Annotated in this window: 22 protein-coding genes; 6 read left to right on the top strand and 16 right to left on the bottom strand. The window is 59.7% G+C overall.

Annotation, left to right across the window (positions count from 1 at the left end; translation table 11 throughout):
- Positions 1 to 56: 56 nt before the first annotated feature.
- The 7 genes from ACR0DO_RS01470 to acs all read right to left on the bottom strand — a co-directional run bounded on the left by ACR0DO_RS01470 (position 57) and on the right by acs (position 8,900).
- Positions 57 to 1,469 carry a 3'-5' exonuclease gene (locus ACR0DO_RS01470; protein WP_480556281.1) on the bottom strand — a complete coding sequence of 471 codons (1,413 nt, stop codon included), beginning with the start codon at positions 1,467 to 1,469 and terminating at the stop codon, positions 57 to 59.
- Position 1,470: 1 nt separating this feature from the next.
- Complete coding sequence (locus ACR0DO_RS01465; RefSeq protein ID WP_480556280.1) at positions 1,471 to 1,989, bottom strand: hypothetical protein; 519 nt, start codon at positions 1,987 to 1,989, stop codon at positions 1,471 to 1,473.
- Between the two features lie 49 nt (positions 1,990 to 2,038).
- A complete protein-coding gene (locus ACR0DO_RS01460; RefSeq protein WP_480556279.1) occupies positions 2,039 to 3,862 on the bottom strand; it encodes a DUF294 nucleotidyltransferase-like domain-containing protein in 1,824 nt (607 codons plus the stop codon).
- A gap of 109 nt (positions 3,863 to 3,971) precedes the next feature.
- Positions 3,972 to 5,756, bottom strand: coding sequence for a sodium:solute symporter family protein (locus tag ACR0DO_RS01455; RefSeq protein ID WP_170442049.1), 1,785 nt, complete (start codon positions 5,754 to 5,756; stop codon positions 3,972 to 3,974).
- A 15-nt stretch (positions 5,757 to 5,771) separates the two neighbouring features.
- Positions 5,772 to 6,056, bottom strand: a complete 285-nt coding sequence (locus ACR0DO_RS01450; RefSeq protein WP_170331222.1) for a DUF4212 domain-containing protein — start codon at positions 6,054 to 6,056, stop codon at positions 5,772 to 5,774.
- Positions 6,057 to 6,240: 184 nt separating this feature from the next.
- Positions 6,241 to 6,924 carry an adenylate kinase gene (locus tag ACR0DO_RS01445; protein ID WP_480556278.1) on the bottom strand — a complete coding sequence of 228 codons (684 nt, stop codon included), beginning with the start codon at positions 6,922 to 6,924 and terminating at the stop codon, positions 6,241 to 6,243.
- Positions 6,925 to 6,935: 11 nt separating this feature from the next.
- On the bottom strand, positions 6,936 to 8,900 hold the full coding sequence (gene acs, locus ACR0DO_RS01440; RefSeq protein ID WP_170671117.1) for an acetate--CoA ligase: 1,965 nt from the start codon (positions 8,898 to 8,900) through the stop codon (positions 6,936 to 6,938).
- A gap of 416 nt (positions 8,901 to 9,316) precedes the next feature.
- Between acs and dctP the strand changes: the two genes are divergently transcribed.
- From dctP to ACR0DO_RS01425, 3 genes are all read left to right on the top strand, one after another.
- Entirely contained in the window at positions 9,317 to 10,333 is a 1,017-nt protein-coding gene (gene dctP / locus ACR0DO_RS01435) for a TRAP transporter substrate-binding protein DctP (protein ID WP_421599675.1), read from the top strand.
- Between the two features lie 63 nt (positions 10,334 to 10,396).
- Positions 10,397 to 11,026, top strand: a complete 630-nt coding sequence (locus ACR0DO_RS01430) for a TRAP transporter small permease subunit (protein WP_480556277.1) — start codon at positions 10,397 to 10,399, stop codon at positions 11,024 to 11,026.
- Between the two features lie 3 nt (positions 11,027 to 11,029).
- On the top strand, positions 11,030 to 12,433 hold the full coding sequence (locus ACR0DO_RS01425; protein WP_480556276.1) for a TRAP transporter large permease: 1,404 nt from the start codon (positions 11,030 to 11,032) through the stop codon (positions 12,431 to 12,433).
- Between the two features lie 51 nt (positions 12,434 to 12,484).
- Here ACR0DO_RS01425 and ACR0DO_RS01420 read toward each other — a convergent pair whose 3' ends face one another.
- From ACR0DO_RS01420 to rocF, 3 genes are read right to left on the bottom strand one after another with little or no spacing between them, the layout of a single operon-like run.
- Positions 12,485 to 13,525: an ornithine cyclodeaminase gene (locus tag ACR0DO_RS01420; protein ID WP_480556275.1), complete on the bottom strand. Its 1,041-nt coding sequence runs from the start codon at positions 13,523 to 13,525 to the stop codon at positions 12,485 to 12,487.
- A 9-nt stretch (positions 13,526 to 13,534) separates the two neighbouring features.
- Positions 13,535 to 14,452: a citrulline utilization hydrolase CtlX gene (gene ctlX / locus ACR0DO_RS01415; RefSeq protein WP_480556274.1), complete on the bottom strand. Its 918-nt coding sequence runs from the start codon at positions 14,450 to 14,452 to the stop codon at positions 13,535 to 13,537.
- On the bottom strand, positions 14,452 to 15,372 hold the full coding sequence (gene rocF / locus ACR0DO_RS01410; protein WP_480556273.1) for an arginase: 921 nt from the start codon (positions 15,370 to 15,372) through the stop codon (positions 14,452 to 14,454). Before rocF ends, ctlX begins: the two co-directional genes overlap by 1 nt.
- Positions 15,373 to 15,458: 86 nt before the next feature.
- On the opposite strand from rocF, the gene ACR0DO_RS01405 reads away from it, so the two are divergent.
- Together ACR0DO_RS01405 and mprF are read left to right on the top strand one after the other, a co-directional pair.
- Positions 15,459 to 15,887: an Lrp/AsnC family transcriptional regulator gene (locus tag ACR0DO_RS01405; protein ID WP_170671123.1), complete on the top strand. Its 429-nt coding sequence runs from the start codon at positions 15,459 to 15,461 to the stop codon at positions 15,885 to 15,887.
- Positions 15,888 to 15,990: 103 nt separating this feature from the next.
- Positions 15,991 to 18,600: a bifunctional lysylphosphatidylglycerol flippase/synthetase MprF gene (gene mprF, locus ACR0DO_RS01400; RefSeq protein ID WP_480556272.1), complete on the top strand. Its 2,610-nt coding sequence runs from the start codon at positions 15,991 to 15,993 to the stop codon at positions 18,598 to 18,600.
- Between the two features lies 1 nt (position 18,601).
- Here mprF and ACR0DO_RS01395 read toward each other — a convergent pair whose 3' ends face one another.
- From ACR0DO_RS01395 to ACR0DO_RS01370, 6 genes are all read right to left on the bottom strand, one after another.
- A complete protein-coding gene (locus ACR0DO_RS01395; RefSeq protein WP_480556271.1) occupies positions 18,602 to 20,164 on the bottom strand; it encodes an efflux transporter outer membrane subunit in 1,563 nt (520 codons plus the stop codon).
- Between the two features lie 11 nt (positions 20,165 to 20,175).
- A complete protein-coding gene (locus ACR0DO_RS01390; protein ID WP_421599683.1) occupies positions 20,176 to 21,321 on the bottom strand; it encodes an HlyD family secretion protein in 1,146 nt (381 codons plus the stop codon).
- 21 nt (positions 21,322 to 21,342) lie between these two features.
- Positions 21,343 to 21,705, bottom strand: a complete 363-nt coding sequence (locus ACR0DO_RS01385; protein ID WP_170324649.1) for a DUF3302 domain-containing protein — start codon at positions 21,703 to 21,705, stop codon at positions 21,343 to 21,345.
- A 34-nt stretch (positions 21,706 to 21,739) separates the two neighbouring features.
- Positions 21,740 to 22,303, bottom strand: coding sequence for a disulfide bond formation protein B (locus ACR0DO_RS01380; RefSeq protein WP_480556270.1), 564 nt, complete (start codon positions 22,301 to 22,303; stop codon positions 21,740 to 21,742).
- Positions 22,304 to 22,313: 10 nt separating this feature from the next.
- On the bottom strand, positions 22,314 to 22,469 hold the full coding sequence (locus tag ACR0DO_RS01375; protein WP_480556269.1) for a DUF5993 family protein: 156 nt from the start codon (positions 22,467 to 22,469) through the stop codon (positions 22,314 to 22,316).
- Positions 22,470 to 22,583: 114 nt separating this feature from the next.
- Complete coding sequence (locus tag ACR0DO_RS01370; RefSeq protein WP_480556268.1) at positions 22,584 to 23,345, bottom strand: DeoR/GlpR family DNA-binding transcription regulator; 762 nt, start codon at positions 23,343 to 23,345, stop codon at positions 22,584 to 22,586.
- A gap of 189 nt (positions 23,346 to 23,534) precedes the next feature.
- On the opposite strand from ACR0DO_RS01370, the gene glpD reads away from it, so the two are divergent.
- Complete coding sequence (gene glpD, locus ACR0DO_RS01365; protein ID WP_480556267.1) at positions 23,535 to 25,121, top strand: glycerol-3-phosphate dehydrogenase; 1,587 nt, start codon at positions 23,535 to 23,537, stop codon at positions 25,119 to 25,121.
- The last annotated feature ends 32 nt before the right edge of the window (positions 25,122 to 25,153 follow it).

Raw genomic sequence — 25,153 nt, 5'->3', positions numbered from 1 at the left:
CCACGGCCAACCGGGATTGTCCATGAAAAGCTGAATTCTATCTGAATATTTTGCGTTTAGTTCAGATCTTCCAGCAGGCGGCCATGCTGCCGTGTGGCCTCGATGACGGCGCCAAAGGTCGTCATGCCGCGTGCCTGCAGCATCGGCAGCATCTTGACCAGCGCCTGCGCGGTAGCAACCGCATCCCCCAACGCCGTGTGGCGCAGTTCGTGCGGGATGGTGATCTCCAACCGGTCGCACAGGGCATCCAGCGTGTGTTTGTCGCTGGCGCCGAACAGAACGGCGGACAACAGAACCGTGTCCAGAATGGGGTGATCCCATTCGACATCCATACGTTTGGCGTGGCGCCGCAGGAAGGCCATGTCGAAGGGTGCATTATGCGCGACGATCACCGCATCCCGCGAGAACTGGTGAAAGGTGCGCCCGGCCTCGGCAATATCCGGAGCGCCTTCAACCATGCGGTCGCTGACCTTGTGAACCTTGGTCGAGGCCGGTGGGATCGGCATTCCGGGATTGACCAGCATGTCCAGCTTCTCGCCATCGACAATCCTGCCGTTCACCACCCGAACTGCGCCGATCTGGACGATTTCGTCCTTGTGCGGCAGCAAGCCGGTGGTTTCGGTGTCAAAGACGACAAAGCACAGATCCTGCAGGGCAAGAGTTTCGAATTGCCCTCCGGTCGCGCTGTTCAACAGGTCGAAATCATAGACCAGAGGCCGCGCGGCCTCGGGTTCGATATTGGCGGCGCTTTCGTCGAAAATCAGCAGGTAACCGGGCGCGTCGCCCAGCGGTTTCATCCGGGCGGAATAGGTTTGCGCGCCGTCGATGCTGGTCAGGGTACAGGTGACTTCCAACCCTGTTTTGCTCAGTTTTTCATAGGCGTCTTGCAGGGCTGTGGGCTGCAGATATTCGAAGAGCGAGGCATTCAGGCGGGGATGTGCGATCTGGGCCAGAACCCCGGCAGCCTGACCGTCATAGAGAACGATCTTATGGGTCGGACTGGCCAGTACCATCGCCACCGGAATCTCGGTCAACAGTGCCGTCAGCCTTTGCTTCTCGGCGGCCAGATGCGCGGTTTCCGCCGCCACGGCCTCGGCAACGTCCATCGTCTTGCCCGACAATTGATCGGCCAACCCTGCTGCGGCCGGGGCCAGATCACCCAGATAGCGCGCGGCCTGCATGTCGACATCGGTGCTGACACCGGCATGAGCGCGGGCGCGCAACTGGGCCGACAAACGTTCGATCGGTTTGGCGACATTATCGTCAAACAGAAGCCACACGCCAACGATCAAACCGACCATGCCGAAGGCCATGAGGATTTCGGCAAATATGAAGGCATTTGCCAGGGCCGGATCCGCTGCGCGCCTGTAGCTGATCCACAGCGCCAGAGAGCTGACCGCGACGCCGCCCAAGGCCAGCAGGCAGAAGAACAGGAAAATACGTATGCGCAGGCTTAGCCGGGTCAGCATGTTACACTCCGCAGGTTGCCTCGATGATTGGGTCACCGTCACTGACGCTCAGCCAGTCGACATTCAGCAGATGGCCGTCATCGCCGAACTCAACACCATCGGCCAGACTGGCCCGGCTGTTGGAGGCGCAATCGACGGCCACCGGCAGTTTCGAAATTGGTGCCCAGCGGCCAAAGAAGTACATGTCCACAAGACGTTGCTGGGGAACCTGTTCATTGGTGCGGACCGATACCGTATCAATGGCCGCAAACCGGTCGACGAAAGGCACCGCATAGGTCCACGGACGATAGAAGGCCCGGCTTTCGACCTCTTGCACGATTTCCATGCCCTCGGGCAGGGTTTCGACGGTGCGGTCATACCAGGAATACTCGCTGGCGATGGTCATGCCGATCATGCCCAGCCCGGCGGCGACCGGAGCCGCCCAGCGGGGCAGGCGGCCGCCTGACAGTTTGTTCACTACCATCACCACACCTGCAAAGGCGAAGCCTGCAAAGATGGTGCCGATCAGTTCCAGAAACATGTATCTCTCCGAATTTCGGACGCTTGCGTCCGTTTAGTGTTGTTCCGGCCTAGCCCAGCATACCTTTGCCATGACCTACTGCCGATTGCATTGTTTTTACGACAACAAAGGCGTCGCGCAGGTGGCTTCGTTCAAAGTCCGACAAGGCGGAGGGAGGAAGGTAATTGTCGGGCTTTTCGCCGGACTTAACCAGCCTCACCTGATGTTCCAGCCGGGTTTCGGCAATCAGGTCATAGGCGTCCAGAATGTCCCGCGCGCCCGAGGGGCTAAGCACTCCGGCGGCTTCGGCGGCTTTCAGACGGGCGCGGGTGTTGGCCTCGGTCAACTGGCCCTGCAGGCTGTAGACGCGGGCCAGATCGACCACCGGCACCACGCCGTTGTGCTTCAGGTCCAATGTGTTGCGATGTTCACCCGAGCGGATGGTGGCGAAGCCGCGCAACAGGCCAAGCGGCGGTGTGTGTTTCAGCGAGTTCGAGATCATGTGCGCCACGAAGATCGAATTCGCATTGGCTGCGGCCAGCGTATCGGCCTGAAGATCGGTAAACAGCTCGAATGCGCCGCCGATCGGGCGCAGATCGAACATGACCGAGGCCAGCATCTGCGCCTCGGGGTTCGGTTTGGCGATCCAGCCCTTGAAATAGTCGCGCCAGACGCGCACCGGCTGACACCAGCGTGGATTGGTCGCCATCATGTCGCCGGGGCAATAGAAGTATCCGCAGGTGTCCAACCCGTCCGAGACGAATTTCGCCAGCTTTGTGAAATAACCCATATCCGCGTCGGTTACTTTGTCATCCAGCACCAGACAGTTGTCCTGATCCGACACACCGGTCTGTTCCTGACGCCCTTGCGAACCGCAGGCCAGCCACAAATAGGGCACCGGCGGCGGGCCCAGCTTCTTTTCCGCCAATGCCAGCAGCCGCCGGGTGGCAGTATCGGCAATGTCGGTGATCAGGCGGGTGACGATTTCGTGCCGGTTGCCGGCCGCAACCAGTTGCACCAGCAATTGCGGGATTTCGGCGGTGACCTTTGCCATTTCAGCCGCCGAATTGGCGAGGGCGATCTGACGAACCAACTCGGCCGAGCTGACGGCCTGATAATGGGTCAGGTCGGTTTGTGTCACGATGCCGACAAGCTTGCCGCCTTCGGCGACCGGGATGTGGCCAATCCCGCGCTCCATCATCACATGCAGCACGTCCGAACCGATGTCAGACGGAGACAGAGTGATCGGATCAGCGGTCATGATCGCGGAAACCGGTGTGGTTTCAGGCATGGCATCCGCCACGTATTTGCCCGAGATGTCGCGCAACGTGACAATACCCTGCAAGGTCTCGCCCTCGGCCACGCACAGGCACGAGATATGCCGGTCACGCATCAACCGCGCGGCTTCCTGAACCGGCATGGCTGCGGGGCAGGTGGCCGGGTTGCGGGCCATCAGGACATCGATCGAACTGGTGGCCAGGCTTTGCGGGCCGGGACGCTCGCCGCGCGTGCGGTCAAAGAACTTGGCGACGAAGTCATGGCTGTCGATCAGTTTGCGCACCACAGCCGGAGGCAGAACAAACAGAACCGTCGGAGTACCGGCATGCGCATGCGTTGCGGCTATTCCATCTTTCAGCAGGCCGCGCTCGCCAAAAGAGTTTCTGAGCCCTAGATGAGAGACCACTGCGCCATTTTCATCGGTGATCTCGACCTGACCTTCGTAGATCAGGAAAACGCCGGGCAGGGTGTGGCCAAGCTCGTAAACGGCAGAACCCTCGTCCACCTCCCACACCTCGATCTGTTTGGCCAGATCGTCCAGCGCTTCGGGGGGCAGGGCGTCATAGGGATGTACGGATTTCAGAAACCGGGTGATTTGGTCATGTGAGAGCGGCATCATGAAATCCTGGTTCCTTGGTTGAAAAATCCCGCCCGGTGGTGTGCCGGGCGGGAGTAGTAGATCGAAAAACGCGGCACATGGAAGTTAACCATATGCCGCATCATGCTCATTTACTCTGAGCTGCGCCCGCACCACGGGGAATGCGTACGCTTTCGACCAGGTCTTTGATCTCCTGCGGAGTCTCTTTGGTCATACCGGCGACAACAAATGCGACTGCAAAGTTGATCATCGCACCGATGGCGCCGAACGAGGTCGACTTGATCGGACCCAGAAGCGGATCAGCATCGGTGAATGAGTTGGTGCCCGGAATGAACAGCCAGCCTTTGTGCAGGAAGATGTAGATCAGCGTGACGGTCAGACCTGCCAGCATGCCAGCAACCGCGCCGGTGTTGTTGATGCGGGTCGAGAAGATCCCCATCATCAGCGCCGGGAAGATCGAGGCAGCCGCCAGACCGAAGGCCAAGGCCACGGTTTGCGCCGCAAAGCCCGGTGGGTTCAGACCCAGATAGGTTGCGACAACGATAGCCACGGCCATCGCGACCCGTGCCGCCATCAGCTCTCCTTTTTCAGAGATCGACGGGTTGATCGCGCCTTTGACAAGGTCGTGGGACACAGCCGACGAAATCGCCAGCAACAGACCCGCAGCGGTTGACAGAGCAGCCGCAAGACCACCGGCGGCAACCAGACCGATCACCCAACCCGGCAGGTTGGCAATCTCGGGGTTGGCCAGAACCAGGATGTCGCGGTTGAACTTGGTCAGTTCGTTGCCAACCCAGCCTTTTTCTTCCGCAATCACCTGCATGTCGGCGTTCTGGTCGTTGTAGTACTGGATCTTGCCGTCGCCGTTCTTGTCTTCCCAATCCAGAAGACCGGTTTTCTGCCAGGTTTTCATCCAGTCATAGCGCGGATCGGTGTCGATTTCCTCGACCGAGACTGCGCCACCTTCGATGCCACCGTTGGGCCACATCATGTCGGTGATGTTCAGACGCGCCATTGCGCCAACCGCAGGAGCGGTCAGGTACAGCAGAGCGATGAAGACCAGCGTCCAGCCAGCCGACCAACGTGCGTCAGACACTTTCGGCACGGTGAAGAAGCGCATGATCACGTGCGGCAGACCGGCGGTACCGATCATCAGCGACAGCGTGAACAGCACCATGTTCAGCGTGTTCGAGTGGTGCGCCGTATAGTCAGCAAAGCCCAGCTCGGTGACGATCGCGTCCAGCTTGGTCAGCAGGGGTTCACCGCTGGCGGTGTCACCAAACAGACCCAGGGCCGGGATCGGCGTGCCGGTCAGCTGCAGCGAGATGAAGATCGCCGGGATGGTGTAGGCTGTGATCAGCACGCAGTACTGAGCAACCTGGGTGTAGGTCACACCCTTCATCCCGCCGAACACCGCGTAGGCAAATACGACACAGGCACCGATCAGCAGACCGGATGTGTTCGAGACCTCGAGGAAGCGGCCAAAGGCCACGCCCACGCCGGTCATCTGACCGATAACGTAGGTCACCGACGCGACGATCAGACAGATCACCGCAACGATACGTGCGGTCTGGCTGTAGAAACGGTCGCCGATGAATTCCGAGACGGTGTATTTGCCGAACTTACGCAGGTAAGGCGCAAGCAGCAGAGCCAGCAGCACGTAGCCACCGGTCCAACCCATCAGGAAGGTCGAGTTGTCATAGCCGGTAAAGGCAATCAGGCCCGCCATCGAGATGAACGAGGCCGCGGACATCCAGTCCGCTGCTGTCGCCATACCGTTGGTGACCGGGTGAACGCCGCGACCGGCGGCGTAGAATTCCGATGTGGAACCCGCGCGGGCCCAGATCGCGATGCCGATGTATAGCGCGAAGGATGCGCCAACAAACAGCAGGTTGATGGTAAACTGATCCATTGTCCCCGCTCTCCCTTATTCTTCGTCCACGCCGTGTTCGGCGTCCAGCTTGTTCATGCGCCAGGCGTAGTTGAAGATCAGCACCAGAAAGACCAGAATCGATCCCTGCTGAGCGAACCAAAAGCCCAGATCGGTTCCGCCAACGGCGATACCCGACAGTAGCGGACGCAGCAGAATGCCGAATCCAAACGACACCAGCGCCCAGATCGCGAGGCTGATGTAGATGAGGCGCAGGTTGGCCTGCCAATAGCCCTTGTCGGCTTCGGCAGTCTGCGCGGAGTTTGTAGAATTATCCGCCATTGCGGGTTCCTCCTTGCTTCCTCGTTGGGCGGCCCGTCACCCAACTCCTCCAGTGCGTCAGGCCGCTTCTCGATTGTGCCGAACACCGAATTGGCGTCAGGCAAAACTCCACCGGTCCGCCAAGGCGGGTCCTTTGAAGTATTCCGTTGTAGGATCAAAGCCCTGGGGGGCTTATCTCCTCCCCTTAGTTCATGACCTCGCGCACGAGCCCTTGCAGGTCGTTGGCGATGTCATCGATCTGGCCCATGGCGTCGATGCCTTTCAGCACACCCTGAGCCTGATAGTAGTCAATCAGCGGCGCCGTCTGCGCGTGATACGCGGCAAGGCGCGAGGCCACGGTTTCCGCATTGTCATCCGCGCGGCGCTTGAATTCGGTGTGACCACACTTGTCACACTTGCCGTCCTCGGCAGGCTGCTTGAACTGATCGTGATATCCTTCACCGCATCCGGCGCAGGTGTAACGGCCCGAGATGCGGATCACCATTTCGGTATCCTGAACCTCGAGACTGATCGCGGCGCTGATCTTTTGATCGGCAGAGGCCAGCAGACCGTCCAGCGCCTCGGCCTGAACCGTGGTGCGGGGGAAGCCGTCCAGAATGACGCCCTTGGCGCAATCCGGTTGGGCCATGCGGTCCCGCAGGATGGCGATGACGATCTCGTCACTGACCAGATCACCGGCCTCCATGACGGCCTTGGCGGCCAGACCAGCTTCGGTGCCTGCAGCGACGGCGTCGCGCAGCAGGTCACCAGTGCTGAGCTGAACCAGCCCGAACTGGTCTTCCAGCATACGCGCTTGCGTACCCTTCCCGGCGCCCGGAGGGCCAAGAAGGATCAGAACGGCGGGGGTAGTGGTAGCAGCAGCGTCCATTACATCCTCACTCACTTGTTCGCGCGGTTTGCGATCAGGTCATCGACCACCGACGGATCGGCCAGGGTCGAGGTATCACCGAGCGAGCCAAAGTCGTTCTCGGCGATCTTGCGCAGGATACGGCGCATGATCTTGCCCGAGCGGGTCTTGGGCAGGCCCGGGGACCATTGGATCACATCCGGGGACGCAATCGGCCCAATCTCGGTCCGAACCCAGGTGCGCAGCTCTTTCAGCAGCTCATCGCTGGGCTCACGGTCATTCATCAGAGTGACATAGCAATAGATGCCTTGTCCTTTGATTTCATGGGGATAGCCCACCACGGCGGCCTCGGCCACGGCGGCGTGCGCCACAAGTGCGCTTTCCACCTCGGCGGTGCCCATGCGGTGGCCCGAGACGTTGATCACGTCATCGACGCGGCCGGTGATCCAGTAGTCACCGTCTTCGTCGCGACGGCAGCCGTCACCGGTGAAGTAGTAGCCTTTGTAGTCCGAGAAATAGGTCTTCTCGAACCTCTCATGATCGCCCCAGACGGTGCGCATCTGACCGGGCCAGCTGTCCTTGATGCACAGGACACCTTCGACGCCGTTGCCATTAATTTCGACACCCGATTGCGGGTCCAGAACCACGGGCTGAACGCCAAAGAAGGGTTTCTGGGCCGAGCCCGGCTTGAGCGCATGGGCGCCGGGCAGGGGAGTCATCATGTGGCCGCCGGTTTCGGTCTGCCACCATGTGTCGACGATGGGGCATTTGCCCTTGCCAACCACGTCATTGTACCAGTTCCAGGCTTCGGGGTTGATCGGCTCACCGACTGTACCCAGCAGGCGCAGGTCACTCAGATCGTGCTTTTCGACCCATTCGTTGCCCTGACCCATCAGGGCGCGAATGGCGGTCGGAGCGGTGTAGAACTGGTTGACCTTGTGCTTGGCGCACACTTCCCAGAAACGGCCCGCATCCGGATAGGTCGGGACGCCTTCGAACATCACCGAAGTGGCACCATTGGCCAGCGGGCCATAGACGATATAGCTGTGTCCGGTGACCCAGCCCACATCCGCAGTACACCAGTACACGTCACCTTCGTGGTAGTCGAACGTGATTTCGTGGGTCAGCGCGGCATAAACCAGATAACCGCCGGTGGAGTGAACAACACCTTTCGGCTGACCGGTCGAGCCCGAGGTGTAGAGGATGAACAGAGGGTCTTCGGCATTCATCTCAGCGGGTGCGCAATAGTCATCCGCTTCCAGCGCCATTTCGTTGTAGTCGTAGTCCCGGCCGGAAACCCAGGTGGTTTGACCGCCCGTCCGTTTGACGACCAGACATTTCACCGTGTCCTTGCAGTGCAGCAGAGCGGCGTCCGCATTGGATTTCAACGGCGTTTTGCGGCCGCCACGCGGCGCTTCGTCGGCGGTGATGATAACTTTGGCGTCGCTTCCGTTTACACGTGCGGCCAGAGCATCAGGAGAGAAACCGGCGAACACGATCGAATGGATCGCACCAATGCGGGCACAGGCCAGCATCGCATAAGCGGCTTCGGGGATCATCGGCAGGTAGATGACGACACGGTCACCTTTGCGCACGCCCATTGATTCCAGAATGTTGGCCATCCGGCAGGTGCGGCGGTGCAGTTCGGCATAGGAGATGTACTGCGCCGCGTCAGACGGATCATCCGGTTCCCAGATGATGGCGGTCTGATCGCCGCGTGTTTTCAGATGCCGGTCCAGACAGTTGGCGGAAACGTTCAGCGTGCCGTCGGCGTACCAGTTGATATTGACCGACCCGAAGTCATAGTTGACATCTTTGACCTGGGAAAACGGCTTGATCCAGTCGACCCGCTTGCCTTGCTCACCCCAGAACGCGACGGGATCTTCGATCGAGGCCTTGTACATTTCGTTGTACTTGTCGGCATCGACATGCGCGCGCGCAACGGTTTCGGCGGACGGCGGATAAACGTTGGCATCTGCCTGGGCAGCGGTTGTCATACTGAGGCTCCTCCCTCTGGACTGAAATTTCTGGACCAATACTTGCCCGCGGTACGAGCACCGTTGATCCGCTTCCTCCCCAAGCCGGATAATACGGAGAACTGAAAACAATGAAATAAATTACCGAAATCTCAGCATTTGTTTGTAAATAAATTTCATCAACCAGAGTAAATTAGTAAAATATTTTGACAGCAAATGAGGAAAATGAAGATATAACAAGCATATAAATGTCACAGAATTTGCAGATACCACGGCAGGGTGGTTTTGCAATTTTCCGCACTTTCGATTCACCTTTCGGTTGTTAGCGCTGGCGGGCGGCGACGCGGCGGCCTGTCCGGGGTTGGCACATTTCGATGTTGGCGCTAGCTTGAATCCCAAGCGCTTGGACAAGAAGCGCAGCAAAGGGAGAACTCATCATGAAAAAGATATTGAGCGGCGCTGCTGTCGCCGCTTTGGGTGTTGCCTTCGTTTCAGAGGCCGCCGCAACCGAATGGAACGCGTCTGTCTGGGGCAAGCGGCGCGCGTTTACCGAACATGTGGAAAAGCTGGCTGAACTGGTCAGTGAAAAGACTGGTGGCGAGTTCACCATCAATGTCAGCTATGGCGGCCTGTCCAAGCCCAAGGAAAATCTGGACGGGATCGAGATCGGCGCTTTCGAGATGGCCCAATTCTGCGCCGGCTACCACCGCGACAAGAACCGCGCCATCACCGTGCTTGAACTGCCGTTTCTGGGTGTGAACACGTTGGAAGAAGAGGTGGCCGTCAGCCACGCCGTTTATGATCACCCGGCGGTCAAGGACGAGATGGCGCAGTGGAACGCGCGCATTATCATGACGTCGCCCATGCCGCAGTACAATATCGTTGGCACCGGTGAACCGCGCGATGAACTGGCCGAGTTTGATGGAATGCGCGTCCGCGCCACGGGTGGTCTGGGCCAGGCGTTCGAAGCGGTCGGCGGGGTGCCGACCTCGGTTCCTGCGACCGAAGCCTTCAACGCGATGGAGTCCGGTGTTGTCGATACGGTCGCCTTTGCCCAGCACGCCCACCTGTCGTTTGGCACCATCAACGAGGCTGACTGGTGGACCGCCAACCTGAACCCCGGCACGGTCAACTGCCCGGTTGTGGTCAATATCGAAGCCTATGAGGCCTTGCCCGCCGAACATCGCGAGGCGCTGAACAGCTCGATCAGCGAAGCGATTGACCACTACCTCGCCAATTACGGCGGGCTGCTTGAGAAATGGGACAGCGTTTTGGACGAAAAGGGTGTTCAGAAAGTTGAGATCGATGACGCCGTGATCGAAGAGTTCCGCACCAAGGCTGCCGATCCGATCCGCGAACAGTGGATTGCGGACATGTCTGCCCAGGGTCTTCCGGCTCAGGATCTCTATGATCTGGTTCAGACGACGCTGAAGCAGCAGCGCGGCGGCAACTGATTGCCCGATCCGGGTGCCTGACCGGGCACCCGGATACCAATCAATACACAGGGGATCACCGGAATGGCAGGACAGGCCACGGTGCTTGAGGACGGCAGCCGTCTCAGTCGGCTGGACCGCCATCTATTGAAGTTAGAGCAGTTTCTGGCGCTGATCAGCGGTCTGGCAGTTTTCGGGCTGATGGTGCTGGCCGTGGTCTCGGTCAGCGGGCGCAACGCAATCAATGCGCCGCTGCCGGGTTATGTGGACTGGATCGAACAGGCCATGCCTTTGATCGCCTTTCTGGGCATTTCCTACGTGCAGCGCAGTGGTGGTCATATTCGCATGGACATCGTCATCTCACGCCTGCACGGACGGGCGCTTTGGTTGTTCGAACTGATCTCGGTCGTCCTGATCCTTGTGCTGATGCTGGCGCTGGTCTGGGGCAGTTGGTCCCATTTCGACCGCTCCTTCGATTTTGGTGCACCGCTATGGAGCCGCGACAGTTCGATTGACATCGGCATTCCACTCTGGCCCGCCAAGCTGCTGGCGCCGGTGGCGTTTTCGGTGCTGTGCGTACGGCTGGTGCTGCAGATCTGGGGCTATGGCCGCGCTTTCGTGTTGGGGCTGGAACGCCCGGTGGCGGTACCTCTGATTCAGGACGCCGCGGCTCAGGCCGCAGCCGAGGCCGAGCAATTCGAAGGGCAGGACTAGCGCATGGACACGATAGACATCGGCCTGTGGGTCACGGGTGGCCTGCTGCTTTTGGTTGTCACGGGAATGCGCGTGGCTTTCGCGGCGGGCTTTGCGGGGTTGGTGGGGCTGGTCTGGATATTCTGGGCCAAGTTCGGATACGACCAGGACCGCTTTGGCAAGGCGTTGACGGTCGCGGTCAAAACGGCGGGGCAGGTGCCGCATTCCAAAGTGGCCGCCCATACGCTCAGCCTGATCCCGACTTTTATCCTGATCGGCTATCTTGCCTATTATGCGGGCCTTACCCGCGCGCTGTTCGAAGCCGCCAAACGCTGGGTGGCCTGGGTGCCGGGGGGGCTGGCGGTCTCGACCGTGTTTGCAACCGCCGGGTTTGCTGCGGTGTCGGGCGCGTCGGTCGCCACCTCTGCCGTTTTCGCCCGCATCGCCATCCCCGAGATGCTGAGCGTCGGCTACAACAAGCAATTCGCTGCCGGGGTGGTCGCCGCCGGAGGCACGCTGGCTTCGCTGATCCCGCCATCGGCCATCCTTGTGATCTATGCCATCATCGTTGAACAGGACGTGGGCAAGTTGCTGTTGGCCGGTTTCATTCCGGGCGCATTCTCGGCGGTGATCTATGGTTTGCTGATCGTCGGCATCGCGGTGTTCTTTAAATCCGTCGGCCCTCCGGTCACGGGCTTTACCTGGAAACAGCGCTTTGCGTCGCTGCCCGGAGCCTTCCCGATTGTCGCCGTGATCCTGATCATCATCTGCTTTGTCTATAACCCGTTCGGTGAAAAGGCTTGGGGCACGCCGACGGAAGGCGGCGCCATCGGAGCCTTCATCGTGTTCTGCTTTGCCCTGTTTCACGGAATGCGGTGGACCGAATTGAAATCCGCGCTGCTAGAAACCGCCAAGCTGACGGCCATGATCTTCACGATCATTTGGGGCGTGCTGATCTATGTCCGATTTCTGGGGTTCGCAGACCTGCCGGGGGCGTTTTCGGACTGGATCACCTCGCTGGAAATGTCGCCGATGCTGATCCTGATCTGCATCCTTCTGGCTTATGCGGTGCTCGGCATGTTCATGGACGCCATCGGAATGCTGTTGCTGACCTTGCCTGTTGTCTACCCGGCGGTGATGGCTCTGAACGGAGGGGAGGCAGTCAGCGCGGCAGAGAGCACGTTCGGCATGTCCGGCCCGATGTGCGCGATCTGGTTTGGGATATTGGTGGTCAAAATGGCCGAGTTCTGTCTGATCACGCCGCCCATCGGCCTGAACTGCTTTGTGGTCGCTGGCGTGCGCCCGGACCTGAGCGTTCAAGATGTGTTCAAGGGCGTGACTCCGTTCTTCATCGCGGACGGCGTCACCATTGCGCTGCTTGTGGCGTTCCCAGGCATCGTTCTCTACCTGCCGTCCCTGGCCGGATAGAAAAAGCCCCCGGGGTTAACCGGGGGCGAGGTACTGCTATTTGCGGGTTCTTTAGCTTGCCCGCATCAGCATCCCATACAGATCGCGCGGGTCATCCGGATCTGCCAACATGTCCAAAGGTTCAAAGAAGTCAGTGCCTTCGATGGCAGTCTTTATGTAACGCAGAGCCGAGAAGTCCTCGATCGCAAAGCCCACGCTGTCGAACAAGGTGATCTGCCGATCATCGCGGCGACCCTCGGCCTGTCCGGTCATGACCTGCCACATCTCGGTCACCGGGTGATCGTCATCCAGCGCCTGAATCTCACCTTCGATCCGTGTTTGCTCGGGGTATTCGACAAAGATGTCCGAGCGCAGAAGGATATCGCGGTGCAGTTCCGTCTTGCCTGGGCAGTCGCCGCCGATGGCGTTGATGTGCACGCCGGGGCCAACCATATTGTCGGTCAGGATCGTGGCGTATTTCTTGTCGGCCGTGCAGGTGGTGATGATATGCGCGCCCTCGATAGCCTCTTCGGGGGTCGAGCAGGGCACGACGGTCAGGCCAGTTCCTTGCAGGTTGGCGGCACATTTCCTGGTGGCGTTGCTGTCGGTGTCATAGAGGCGCACGGTGGTGATCCCGCACATTGCCTTGAACGCCAGACATTGGAATTCAGACTGTGCGCCATTGCCGATCATGGCCATGACCGTTGAGGACTTCGGTGCCAGGTAACTGCCGACCAGCGCCGAGGTTGCTGCTGTTCGCAGCGCAGTCAGCATTGTCATTTCGGTCAGCAGGGTTGGGTAACCGGTATAGACATCCGCCAGCAGGCCAAAGGCGGTCACCGTCTGCAGCCCCTCAGACGTGTTCTTGGGGTGGCCGTTAACGTATTTGAATCCGTAAGCCTCTCCGTCTGAGGTCGGCATCAGTTCGATCACGCCGTGCGGTGAGTGTGCAGGAATGCGCGGGGTCTTATCAAAGCTTTCCCAGCGTTTGAAATCGGATTCGATCTGGGCTGCGATCTGGGTGATCATCCGTTCGACCCCGACATGGTGCACCAGACGCATCATGCTGTCGACGGACACGAAGGGCACAAGCGCCTTGTCGGAAGGTTGCATCGGGGTCTCCTATCGGCGGGACAGGTGGATGCCTGCAATCATGCAGCGCACGGATCCACCGGCAGTTTCAATTGTCGGAACCGAGAGCGGCAGCGGCGTTGCGCTGGCCTCGATTGTGGCGATTTGTTCAGGGGTAAGCGCGGCGAGCGCCCGGCTGGACAGGGCTAGTACTAGACCGTCACGACCGCTGAGTTCGATGGCGTTGCCGGCGAACTCGGCGATCTGCTCATGGCTCAGATCAAGGACCGTACGCCCGCTTTCCTCAAGCCGCGCCTTGACCGTCGCGCGCCGCTCCGGGTCGATAATCATGTCCAGACAGATCAGCGCGTAATTGGTGCCGATGCCCATCAGAACATTGGTGTGATAGACATCGCGCCCCTCTGCATCCTTTGCCTCGAACACGATGGGCTCATAGTTGAAGTGGGTGCAGAACCGCTCTAGCAGCACGGGATCGGCGCGGTTGGATTTGACCGTATAGGCCACGCGGCCGATGTGATCCAGGACCATCGCGCCGGTGCCTTCCAGCGCCAGCTTGTCCTGTTCCAGACCGGAATAGTCGATCACGTCCTGAACGCGGTATTCCTGTTTCAACAGTTCGATGACATCCGCCCGGCGCTCGCGTCTGCGCGATGGGACATACATTGGATAAATCGCGATATGCCCGCCGGGATGGGTCGAGAACCAGTTGTTCGGGAATACACTGTCGGGGGTGTCCAGCTCACCGTGATCGTCAAAGACGTGAACCCTTACCCCGACATCGCGCAGCTGAGCGACCGCTGTGTCATGTTCCGCGCGCGCCGCGACCGACGGCGCCGCCGTGGGAGTGGCGAGTGTCTGAAACGCATTGTCACCATGCGTCTCGGGATTCGAGGAAAACGCATGAGGCCGGATCATCACAACGGCCGAGGGGGCTTGCAGAGAGTGCATCAGAAACTCCGGGTTGGGCGGTCGAAGATGCGGCGGCCCAGCAATGAAGCGGCCAGATCGACCATGAGTTTTGCGGTGCGCCCGCGCTCGTCGAGGAACGGGTTCAACTCGACGAGATCCAGCGAACAGACCAAACCGCTTTCGTGCAGCAGTTCCATCACCAGATGCGCCTCGCGCTCGGTTGCGCCACCGGGAACAGTGGTGCCGACAGCAGGGGCGATGGATGGATCGAGGAAATCGACGTCCAGTGAGACATGCAGAATGCCATCGGCCGCCCGAACCCGATCCAGAAACGCCATCAGCGGCGCTTTGATCCCGTGTTCGTCGATGCTGCGCATGTCGGCCAGCATGGCATCGTCCTGTTCCAGCCGCGCGCGTTCCGCCGGATCGACCGAGCGCAAGCCGATCATGCCAACGCGGTCGGTTGGTACTGGGGCGGGCACGGGCGGAAAGGCGTCGAATCCTGGCTGACCGGTGAAATAGGCGACAGGTGTGCCATGCAGGTTGCCGCTGCCGGTGCTGTCCGGGGTGTGGAAATCGCTATGGGCATCCAGCCAGAGCACGAACAGAGGGCGCCCGATCTGCTCAGCATGAGCGGCCATTCCCGCGACAGTGCCCATAGAAAGGGCATGATCGCCGCCCATGAAGATCGGCAAACCTTGCGGCGCTGTGTCCTGTGCCGTGCGGCTCAGGGCGCTGGTCCAGCCGACCACCTCGGGCAGGGCGAACAGATGTGTGTGTTCAGGGGTGTCCGTTTCGTCTGGGTTGATGTCGCCAAGATCGGTGACCCGATGCCCCAGATCGGTCAAGGCCTGATCCAGACCCGCCACGCGATAGGCGTCCGGCCCCATTCGGCAGCCCTGACGCCGCTTGCCTGCGTCCATCGGAACGCCGGCCAATATTACGTGTTTGTTGTCCATATGTCTGTTTAGGGCTGCGGGTCGGGTTGCGAGAAGAGGGCAAATTGTTCAAAATGAAACTCAGATACGCAAAGTGAGAAATCATCATGGACGATTTGGACAGCAGACTGTTGAATGCCTTGCACCGGGACGCGCGGGCCTCACTGTCCGAGCTGGCCGAAACGCTGGGGGTCACCCGCACGACGGTGCGGAGTCGGCTGCAGCGTCTGAAGCAATCGGGCGAGATCGTGGGCTTTACCGTCCTGACCCGGCTGGACGTGGCCGAAAGCCCGGTCCGCGGGTTGATGATGCTTGAGATCGAAGGACGTGGCACCGAACGCACGATGGCCCGCATCGCCGCCCTGCGTCAGGTGCGCGCCGTGCATACAACCAATGGCAGCTGGGACCTGATCGCCGAAATCGGGACCGAGACCCTGGCCGAACTGGACGAGGTCCTGTTCCAGATCCGGCGGATGGAGGGGATCACCAAGTCCGAGACCAATCTGTTGTTGTCCACGCGCAAGGGCCGCGTCTGATCCGCCCATAGCGCTTTGAGGTTCAAGGAAAATGTGCAAGAGTTCCCTCGCGCGACCCGTGCGCGCGCGGGATCATTGCAGCACCTCAGAGCAGGGAAAAAACATGACCACGCAGGAGACAGGCGAAGAACTCTGGGCCGTACGCTGGGCCGGGCGGGTCACCGGTTTTCTCGAAAAGCCCTTGGTCAGGATTGCGGTGCCGATCCTGGTCACTTTGATCGCGCTGGCGGTGCTGCACGAACTGTCCCATCACGTGAAATGGGGGGATGTGCAGACGGACGTGGCGAGTACCTCGTGGACGTTGCTGTTCGTTGCCTTCTGCTGGACTTGCTTCAGCTTTTTGTCGCTGTCCATGTACGACGTGCTCGCCGTGCAAAGCGTGGCGGATGGAGAGGTGCCTTTGCCTGTCGCAGGCATGGCCGGGGCCAGCGGTTATGCCGTGTCCAATTGCCTTGGGTTTTCTTACATCACCGGCACGGCGATCCGGTATCGCATCTACGCCTCGCTTGGGCTGGACCTGAGCCGGGTCGCGGGCGTCATCGCGACCTCGTGGATCGCGTTCTGGTCAGGGCTGGTTCTGTTGCTGGGCATACTGCTGACCCTGCATCCCGACGGGATTTCCAACGTTCTGCCCATCAGTGACACCGCCGAAACCGTGATCGGTCTGTGCTTGTTGGCGGCGCTTGTGTTTCTGTTCCTCTGGCTTGCAAAAGGGGGGCGCAGGCTGGCCTATGGCGGGATCGGGTTCAATTTGCCCGGTGGCAAGCTGGCTGGTTTGCTGACCCTGGCCGCGATCGGAGACCTGTGTGGCGCCTCGATGGTGCTGTATACACTGATGCCCGATGACCTTGGGGTCGGTTACCCCTATTTCTTCACGATCTTTATCGGGGCGATTGCCGTTGGCATTGTCAGCCACGCACCGGGTGGGATCGGAGCGTTCGAGGCGACGCTGATCGCCGGGTTGGGCGCGTCGGGCCGGTCTGACGTGATCGCTGCCCTGCTGTTGTATCGGTTGGTCTACACCTTCTTGCCCTTCGTTATCGCCAGCCTGTCGATTGCGGTCGCCTCGGCGTTGACGCACCGCCACCATATCAGCGGCGCGGCCACTTGGGTCTATCGCGCGATCCGTCCGGTTGTGCCGATGGTGGCAGCGGGCGTGACCGCGGTTGCAGGGATCATCCTGCTGGTCTCAGGTGCGTTGCCGTCCAGCAGCCAGAACCTCGGCGTGTTGCGGGACTTCCTGCCGTTGTCGTTTGTCGAGGCCTCGCATTTGGCGGGCAGCGCGGTTGGCGTGCTGCTGATTCTTGTGTCGCGCGGGCTGTTTCGAAAACTCTATCGCGCGTGGATCGTGGCGATGTTGCTCATGGTGGCCGGATTTATCGCGTCGCTGACCAAGGGGCTGGACACGCATGAGGCCATCGGCATGTTGGCCTCGATCGCCGTTCTGGCCACGTTCCGCGGGGCGTTCTACCGCGTCAGCGGCGCCTCGATCTTTCGCCTGAACATCCCGTGGCTGGTCAGTGTCTTCGCCTTGCTGGCGGTCATCTTCTGGATTGGGCTGTTCGCCTATTCCCATGTCGAATACCAGAATGCGCTGTGGTGGGAGTTCGCGTGGAACGGCGACGCCTCGCGTTTTTTGCGGTCCAGCCTGGTGGTGGCGGTCATCCTTGGTGTTGTGGCCGTGAATTCGTTGTTCGGGCGGGAGATTCCCCAGTTGCAGCGCACTGAAATCCCTGCGGCCGTGGAACGTCTGGCGCTGGAAAGCGAAGATACCGAGGCGCAGATTTCACTGACCGGGGACAAGCAGTTCCTGATCGCACCGGATGAAAGCGCGTTTCTGGCCTATGCCGATACCGGCAACGCGCTGATCACCAAGGGCGAGCCGGTTGGCGATGAACAGGCCGGTCGGCAACTGATCTGGCAACTACGCGAAATGGCGGATCGCGAGGGTAAGCTGTGCGCGTTTTACAGCGTATCCACCAAGTATCTGCCGACCTTTCTGGACCTCGGCCTGTCGATCCTGAAAATCGGTGAGGTCGCTCGGGTGCCGCTGAAAGACTTCTCGCTGGATGGCAAGTCCCGCAAGCGGTTTCGGCAGGCCAAGAACCGGGCCGAGCGTGAAGGCTATGTGTTTGAGATCATCCCCAAAGAGAAACTGGCCCCGGTCTTGCCCGAACTGCGCAAAATATCCGATGACTGGCTGGCGCAAAAGGCGGGCGAAGAGAAGGGCTTTGCCCTTGGCGGTTTTGATGAAAAATACCTGTCGTACTTTGATCACGCGGTATTGCGGGCAGGCGATACGGGCGAGATCGTCGCCTTCGCCAACCTGTTCCAGGGCGGAAACAAATCCGAATTGTCTCTAGACCTGATGCGGTACGAGCCGGACGGCTCGAATTTCATCATGGACGCTTTGTTTGCCGAGATGATGTCCTGGGGCGCCGAGCAGGGGTTCCACTGGTTCTCGCTGGGGGCCGCGCCGTTTTCAGGGATCGAGAACCGGCAGTTGGCCTCATTCTGGAACCGCGTCGGCGGGTTCGTTTATGAGCATGGTGAACAGTTCTACCACTTCGAGGGGCTGCGGTCGTTCAAACAGAAATTCGATCCGGAATGGAGCCCGAACTATCTGGCCAGCCCCGGCGGTCTGGCTGCGCCGCGCATCCTGTATGAAGTGAACATCCTGATATCCGGTGGGCTGCGCGGCCTGACAAAGTAGCTTAGTTCAGGCTCGCCCGCGTCGGTGTTTCCTGCAGCAGATCGCCCCAATCGGTGCGATAGGCCATTTCGGCCAGCACGGTTTCGGGCAGGAATTCCTGATTCTGACGGATCTGCCATCCGCCGCCCAGACCTTTGTAGACCGCCACCAGATTGCTGGACACCTGCTGCCGCGCCTCGATCAGGTTGGCCTGTGACCGCAGCAACGCGGTCTGCGTGTTCAGAATACGGGAATAGTCGGCAATGCCGTCGCGGTATTGGTCAACTGCAATCTCGGCCGCCTTGCGGGACGCAGCGACGCTGTTCTCATAAAACCCAACCTGTTTGCGGGACTGGGTATAGGCAACCATCGCGCTTTCAACCTCGGAATAGGCGGTAAGAACGGTGTTCTGGTAGTTGGCGATCAGCGCCTGATAGGCCGCGTCCTGAGCGCGAACGTTGTTCTTGATCCGGCCATAGTTCAGCACATTCCAGACCACTCCGGCATTGGCCAGACTGGTTGTGCTGGCCGAAGAAAACAGATCCCGCCCGCCTGAGGCTTGCAAGCCGATGGACCCCGACAGAATGAACTGCGGATAGAGATCGGCCATTGCGATCCCCACCTGCGCCGACTGTGTTGCTGCCGCCAGTTCAGCCGCGCGGACATCCGGACGACGGCGCAGTAGTTCTGCCGGAACACCAACGGCCACGTTGGAACGGGCCGAGGGGATGCGACCGGAATTGCCCAGCAGACTGGTCATCCGCGATGGGGTGGTGCCCAACAACACGGCCAGCGCATTCTTGGCTTGCTGAATGTCGCTTTCGATCTCGGGCACCAGAGCTTTGGTGTTGTTCAACAGGGCAGTGGATTCCTGCACGTCCAATTCGGTCGTCACGCCGTTGTTGAAACGCAATTCTGTTAGGTCCGCAGAAGCCTGTTGCAGCTGAATGTTCTCGCGCGCGACTCTCAAAGACTCCTGCAGCGCGCGGATATTCACATACAGCGCCGCAACATCCCCGGTCAGTGTTACAAGTGCGTCGTCGTAATTAGCCACCTGAAGCGCCAGATTGGACCGCGCCGCCTGAACGCCGCGGCGCTGCTGACCCCAAACATCCAACTCCCATTGCGCATCGAACCCGACCTGCGAGGTCGAAAACTCGGTATCCAGAGGGATGATCCGTTGGATATCGGAAACTGGCCGAAGATTATCGCTGATCTGCCGCCGCTCGATCGACCCGCCGATGGCCTGCGATTGCGGGTAAAGCTCTCCGAACGCGATGCCCAACTGCGCGCGGGCTTGCAGAACGCGGGCACCGGCAACCTGCAGATCAAGGTTCTGGGCATAGGCTTCGGCGATCAGCTTGTTCAGGGTGGGGTCATTGAACGTCTCCCACCATTTCACCACCGGCGCGCTGCGCGAGGTCAGACCGCTGGGTCCGGCGCTGGGGCTGTTGACCTCGATCCATTCCTTCACGACCGGAGAGTTCGGGCGCACGAAATCGGGACCGACTGGCGTACAGCCGACCAGCAGGGCCGCGCATAGGGCGGTGCCGATCAGTCTGCGATGAAGCTTGGACCGGGTCATGTCATGCGTCCTCAGATATCCAGTGGTCGGATGAAGTTGGCGAAGGAGTAAAGGCGGATATTGATGCGCCGCAGGAACTCGAAACTTTTGCCCTGACCGGTGTAGATCGCCACCGCCGCGTGGCCACCGGCAGGGAAGGTGTGACCGTCGGGAATGTCGACCGAGATTTGCACAGCGATACGCCCGGGCAGTTTTGGCAGCTCGAACCCGGGCAGGCGGCCCGAGGGCAGGTACTGGCCCTGACGTGTCGCCCACCAGATCGCCTCGACCTTGCCGTTAAGAATTTCACCGGGATAGAGATCAAGCGCGACCTCAACTGGCTGTCCGACTTCGACAAACTTCAGGTTCTGCTGGCGATAGGTGGCCAGAATGTAGGGGTTATCCTTGGTGACAAAACTGGCGATTGCTCCCAGACGGATATCCCCTACAACCAGACCCGGGCGGGCCTGTTGCGATACGATCATGCCGTCTTCGGGCGCGTAAATCGTCGTGTTATCAAGGAAATACTGGGCCTTCTCCAGCTGCGCCTGTGCCTGCAGGATGCCCGTGTTCACCCCGTCAATCTGTGAATCAAGCGCCAGTTGGGCCTTTTCCAGATTGGCTTCGGCCTCTTTGATCTGCGCCTGATCCTCGGTGACCTGTTCGTTCCAGCGGTCCAGCTCATCCTGACGTGCGCCACCCGCAGGCACCAGATTTTCATAGCGCGCCTGTTGTGTCAGCGCATAGGCCAGTTGCGCATTCGCACGTTCGACATTTTCACCTGCAACAATGACATCCTGTTCCAAAATCTTGGCATTCTGTTCGGCCGCGACCAGCTGCGCGGTGGCCTCCTCGACCTCAAGCGAGAACACGGTGTCGTCAAAGCGGTAGAGCGGGTCGCCCTTCTTGACCTCGGTGTTCGGCTCGACCAGCACCTCGGTCAGGATGGTCGGTTCGGTCAGACGGGGCACGATCTGAATAGTCGAGCGGACAACGTGGCTGTCGATTGAAAAGGGCTGAAAGAACCGCAGCGCCACCAGAAACACCAGCAACAGGTGCGCGCCAATCCAGAAGGTGACAATCCCCCAGGTGATGTTGAATTTCAGCCATTGGACTTTGAAAAAAATGAACCAGACGAAAATGATGTAGAACAGCGTAATGCCGAGGGCGACGAACATAGTCTGAAAATTCCTTTGGCCTTAGCTCTTCTGGGTGTCGTCAGGGTCCAGCGGGTCGCGGTATTCTTCCTTTACCGAACCGCCCAACCGCTTGATTTCCTTACGAATGGCGTCTTTTTCGTCATCAGGCGTACGGCGAATATCGACCGTGACGCCATCGTGGAACGCCCACATGAAGGCGTGAACCCAAGGGACAACGGCCAGAAACCCCATCCAGCCCATGATCTTGACGGCTTCGGCATGGGGATGGTTGCGTTTGATCGCGATGCGCCCCGGCAGCCCCATGATGAACAGAAACAGCGCCATCACCGCCGCCAGCAGCAATATCAGTGCCACGAATGTCAGATAGTCGTAAAAGCCAAGCGGCTGTCCCAGTAGTCCCATGCTCGTGCCTCCTTTTGGGAAGGTTGTCCCATCCTCAGCCGTTGTCACCCACTTCGTCAATCAATTTGTAGCTGGTGGGAGGGTCCGCGCAAATGCCCGGTCCGCATTCCACCAAGGTCGAGACCGCATTCAGGGCGGCCAGACCAAACATGATGAAAAACGCGGTTTTCGCCAGTGCGCTGCCGCCAAAGCGGGGCTGAGGCTCGCTGCCATACTGACGGTCAAACATCAGCATCAGTGCTGTGCCCAGCAGGATCAGGAAAAAGCAGATCGCCGCCCAAGTGTAATAGTGCAGCCCCAGCACGGGCGAGCCGTAATGTCCGGTGCCCGGAACGATGTGCAACAAGATCTGCCGTACGGCGACGCTGCCGCCAAACAACGCGCCAAGCAGCATGATGCCATAGTGCCGGGGGCGGGCCCCGTATAGCAGGTTCAGCCCCAGACCCACGCCCACGGCGACAAAACCAACCCGCTGCAACAGGCACAAAGGGCAAGGCAGTTCGTAGAGTTTCAACTGATAGAAAAAGGCCAGCAACAGCACCAGACTGACCGCCAACATGCCAAGCGCGTTCAGGGTGCGTGAGAGTTCAGGCGTCATCCGGGCTCTCCTACAACTGGATCGTCAATTGGCTGGTGGCGTGAAATTTCAGCCAATACACACTCAACGCCAGCGTGAAAAAGAACAGCACGTTGGCGGCCATTGTGCGATTGAAATAGTTCAGGCCCATCGTGGCTGTAAGTAACGCAAATAAAAGCGCTATCATGGCCCGGTCCTCCCCTCCCGTTCGATGATTTCTGTATGGCGGAGTGTGTCAGGTGAAAGCCGATCTGGCAAGGACCAGTGTCCCGGATTCACCTTTAATACGAATTGCTTAACGTCAGTCGCAGAGTTTCAGCCGGGTCTGCCACTCGGTACATTTTCTGGCCAGTTCCTTGGGTAGGGCGTGGTCGGAGTAGAACACGTCCACTTCGGACAGCGAGGCAATCCGCGCCGGGGCGGTACGCAGGAACTTGGATTGATCGGCCACCAAGCAAGTACGGCGTGCCTGTGCGATGATGGTTTGACTGACGCGCACTTCCTGGAAATCAAAATCCAGCAGGTCTCCGTTTATGTCCAGCGCGGAACAGCCGATGATCGCATAGTCAAACTTGAACTGTTCAATGGTCGAGATTGTCAGGTTGCCGATCAGCCCCCCATCTGAGCGGCGCAGCACGCCTCCGGCCACGACGATCTGGCAATTGGGGTTGTCGACCAGGATGTTCGCGACATTCATGTTGTTGGTCACCACCATCAGGTCCTTGTGGCCCAGCAACTGCCGGGCAACGGCCTCGGTCGAGGTGCCGATGTTCAGAAACACGGACGCTCCGTCCGGTATATCCTGCGCGCAGTGTTGCGCGATGCGCGCCTTTGTGTCCGCGTTCAGGGCGCGGCGGTCCTCATACCCGATATTGGACACGCCCGAGCGCAGAACAGCGCCTCCGTGGACGCGGTCGAGTTTGCCCATGTCGGCCAGTTCGGACAGATCGCGGCGGATGGTCTGAACCGTGACCTCGAACCGCGCGGCCAGGTCTTCGACCATCACGCGGCCGTCCTGTCTGGCGATATCCAGGATGTCTGACTGGCGAAAGGATAGGGACACGGTTGGCTCCAAGTTGGGTGTGTTCGTTTTTGTTCTGTTTGCCAGAACATTCAACAGCGTGACATCTGAAGACGCAATAATTGGTGTATTCTGTGACAAAACGAACATAAACGAAAACAAACATTGACGAAACGAGTGCTCCCAATGTTAATGAGCGCGCGTTTTCCACCAAAGGGGAATCATCCGGATATGAAACAGGCACAAGATCAGGTCACCGATCTTTTCATCATCGGCGGCGGCATCAACGGGTGCGGCATTGCGCGTGACGCGGCGGGGCGCGGGCTGTCGGTGACATTGGCCGAGATGAACGATCTGGCTTCGGCGACGTCTTCGGCGTCGACAAAGCTGTTTCATGGTGGGTTGCGGTATCTGGAGTACTTTGAATTCCGCCTTGTGCGTGAAGCGCTGATCGAACGCGAAACCTTGCTGCGGGCCATGCCGCATATCAGTTGGCCGATGCGGTTTGTACTGCCGTATCACGAGGATATGCGGTTCGACTCGGAAACCCCGACCTCGCGCCTGCTCAGCACGGTGATGCCGTGGATGAAAGGGCGTCGTCCGGCCTGGCTGATCCGTCTGGGCCTGTTCATGTATGACCATCTGGGCGGGCGCAAAATCCTGCCGGGCACCGACGCGCTGGACCTGAAAACCGCACCCGAGGGACGGCCGCTGCAGGATAAGTTCGAGACGGCCTATGAATACTCGGATTGCTGGATTGAGGATTCCCGGCTGGTTGTCCTAAACGCCCGCGATGCCGAGGCGCGCGGGGCAAAGATCTTGGTGCGCACCGAGGTTCTTTCCGCGGAACGTGTGGATGATCTATGGCAAGTGACGCTCCGGGATCGTGAAAGCGACGAGACACGTGTGGTTCGTGCCAGAATGCTGATCAACGCCGGCGGCCCGTGGGTCGGCGACATCATCCAGACCAAAATCCACGTGAACTCGCGCGAAGGCGTTCGGCTTGTGCGCGGCAGCCATATCGTGACCCGCAGGCTGTTCGACCACGACAAATGCTATTTCTTTCAGGGTGAGGATGGCCGCATCATTTTTGCCATCCCGTATGAGCGCGACTTCACCCTGATCGGCACCACGGATCAGGATCATTCGAACCCGTCCGAACCTCCGGTCTGTACCGAGGCCGAGCAGGATTATCTGTGTACCTTTGCGACGAAATACTTCAAGAAACCGGTAACTCGTGAGGATATCGTCTGGACCTACTCCGGCGTGCGGCCTCTGTACGATGACGGGGCCAGCAGCGCGACCGCTGCTACGCGGGACTACACGCTGAAGGTCGACGCACAGGGCGGAGCGCCCGTTCTGAATGTCTTTGGCGGCAAGATCACGACCTACAGGCGGCTGGCCGAGAGTGCGCTGGAAAAAGTGGCCGAGCATTTCGCCGACTTGCCCGGCCCCTGGACTGCGGGTGTTGCTTTGCCCGGTGGGGATTTCCCTGTCGATGGGGTGCAGGATCTTGTGGCCGGACTTGAAGCTGATTTCAATTTTCTGGACCGCGCCTGGGCTGAACGTCTTGTGCGCGCCTATGGTACCGAAGCCCGTGCTATTCTGGGGGATGCGAAATCCGCGGACGAATTGGGCGAGGATTTTGGCGCCACGCTGACCGCGCGGGAGCTGGAATGGTTGATGGACAAGGAATACGCGCGCAAGGTCGAGGACGTGATCTGGCGCCGCAACAAGCTGGGCCTGCGGCTGACTGCCGGTCAGATTGCCCGGATCGAAGACTGGATGTCGCAGCGCAGCGCGCAAGCTGCTGCCTAAGATAAAAGCCCCGCCGGTCTGGCGGGGCTTTT

Source organism: Ruegeria sp. AM9, assembly GCF_056540565.1.
Note: the sequence above shows the minus strand (reverse complement) of the source record. Positions and strands in the feature narration are given on the sequence as shown.

Bases quoted from the DNA above. Each gene is read 5' to 3' on its own strand.
- ACR0DO_RS01390 (WP_421599683.1), bottom strand. From the start codon at position 21,321: ATGTTCGTCGCCCTCGGCATTACGCTGTTCTACATCATTTTCGTCTGG.
- ACR0DO_RS01425 (WP_480556276.1), top strand. From the start codon at position 11,030: ATGGACACGATAGACATCGGCCTGTGGGTCACGGGTGGCCTGCTGCTT.
- ACR0DO_RS01455 (WP_170442049.1), bottom strand. From the start codon at position 5,756: ATGGATCAGTTTACCATCAACCTGCTGTTTGTTGGCGCATCCTTCGCG.
- ctlX (WP_480556274.1), bottom strand. From the start codon at position 14,452: ATGCACTCTCTGCAAGCCCCCTCGGCCGTTGTGATGATCCGGCCTCAT.
- acs (WP_170671117.1), bottom strand. From the start codon at position 8,900: ATGACAACCGCTGCCCAGGCAGATGCCAACGTTTATCCGCCGTCCGCC.
- ACR0DO_RS01380 (WP_480556270.1), bottom strand. From the start codon at position 22,303: ATGACGCCTGAACTCTCACGCACCCTGAACGCGCTTGGCATGTTGGCG.
- ACR0DO_RS01375 (WP_480556269.1), bottom strand. From the start codon at position 22,469: ATGATAGCGCTTTTATTTGCGTTACTTACAGCCACGATGGGCCTGAAC.
- ACR0DO_RS01395 (WP_480556271.1), bottom strand. From the start codon at position 20,164: ATGACCCGGTCCAAGCTTCATCGCAGACTGATCGGCACCGCCCTATGC.
- ACR0DO_RS01465 (WP_480556280.1), bottom strand. From the start codon at position 1,989: ATGTTTCTGGAACTGATCGGCACCATCTTTGCAGGCTTCGCCTTTGCA.
- dctP (WP_421599675.1), top strand. From the start codon at position 9,317: ATGAAAAAGATATTGAGCGGCGCTGCTGTCGCCGCTTTGGGTGTTGCC.
- rocF (WP_480556273.1), bottom strand. From the start codon at position 15,372: ATGGACAACAAACACGTAATATTGGCCGGCGTTCCGATGGACGCAGGC.
- ACR0DO_RS01450 (WP_170331222.1), bottom strand. From the start codon at position 6,056: ATGGCGGATAATTCTACAAACTCCGCGCAGACTGCCGAAGCCGACAAG.
- ACR0DO_RS01430 (WP_480556277.1), top strand. From the start codon at position 10,397: ATGGCAGGACAGGCCACGGTGCTTGAGGACGGCAGCCGTCTCAGTCGG.
- mprF (WP_480556272.1), top strand. From the start codon at position 15,991: ATGACCACGCAGGAGACAGGCGAAGAACTCTGGGCCGTACGCTGGGCC.
- ACR0DO_RS01445 (WP_480556278.1), bottom strand. From the start codon at position 6,924: ATGGACGCTGCTGCTACCACTACCCCCGCCGTTCTGATCCTTCTTGGC.
- ACR0DO_RS01405 (WP_170671123.1), top strand. From the start codon at position 15,459: ATGGACGATTTGGACAGCAGACTGTTGAATGCCTTGCACCGGGACGCG.
- ACR0DO_RS01470 (WP_480556281.1), bottom strand. From the start codon at position 1,469: ATGCTGACCCGGCTAAGCCTGCGCATACGTATTTTCCTGTTCTTCTGC.
- ACR0DO_RS01385 (WP_170324649.1), bottom strand. From the start codon at position 21,705: ATGGGACTACTGGGACAGCCGCTTGGCTTTTACGACTATCTGACATTC.
- glpD (WP_480556267.1), top strand. From the start codon at position 23,535: ATGAAACAGGCACAAGATCAGGTCACCGATCTTTTCATCATCGGCGGC.
- ACR0DO_RS01420 (WP_480556275.1), bottom strand. From the start codon at position 13,525: ATGCAACCTTCCGACAAGGCGCTTGTGCCCTTCGTGTCCGTCGACAGC.
- ACR0DO_RS01460 (WP_480556279.1), bottom strand. From the start codon at position 3,862: ATGCCGCTCTCACATGACCAAATCACCCGGTTTCTGAAATCCGTACAT.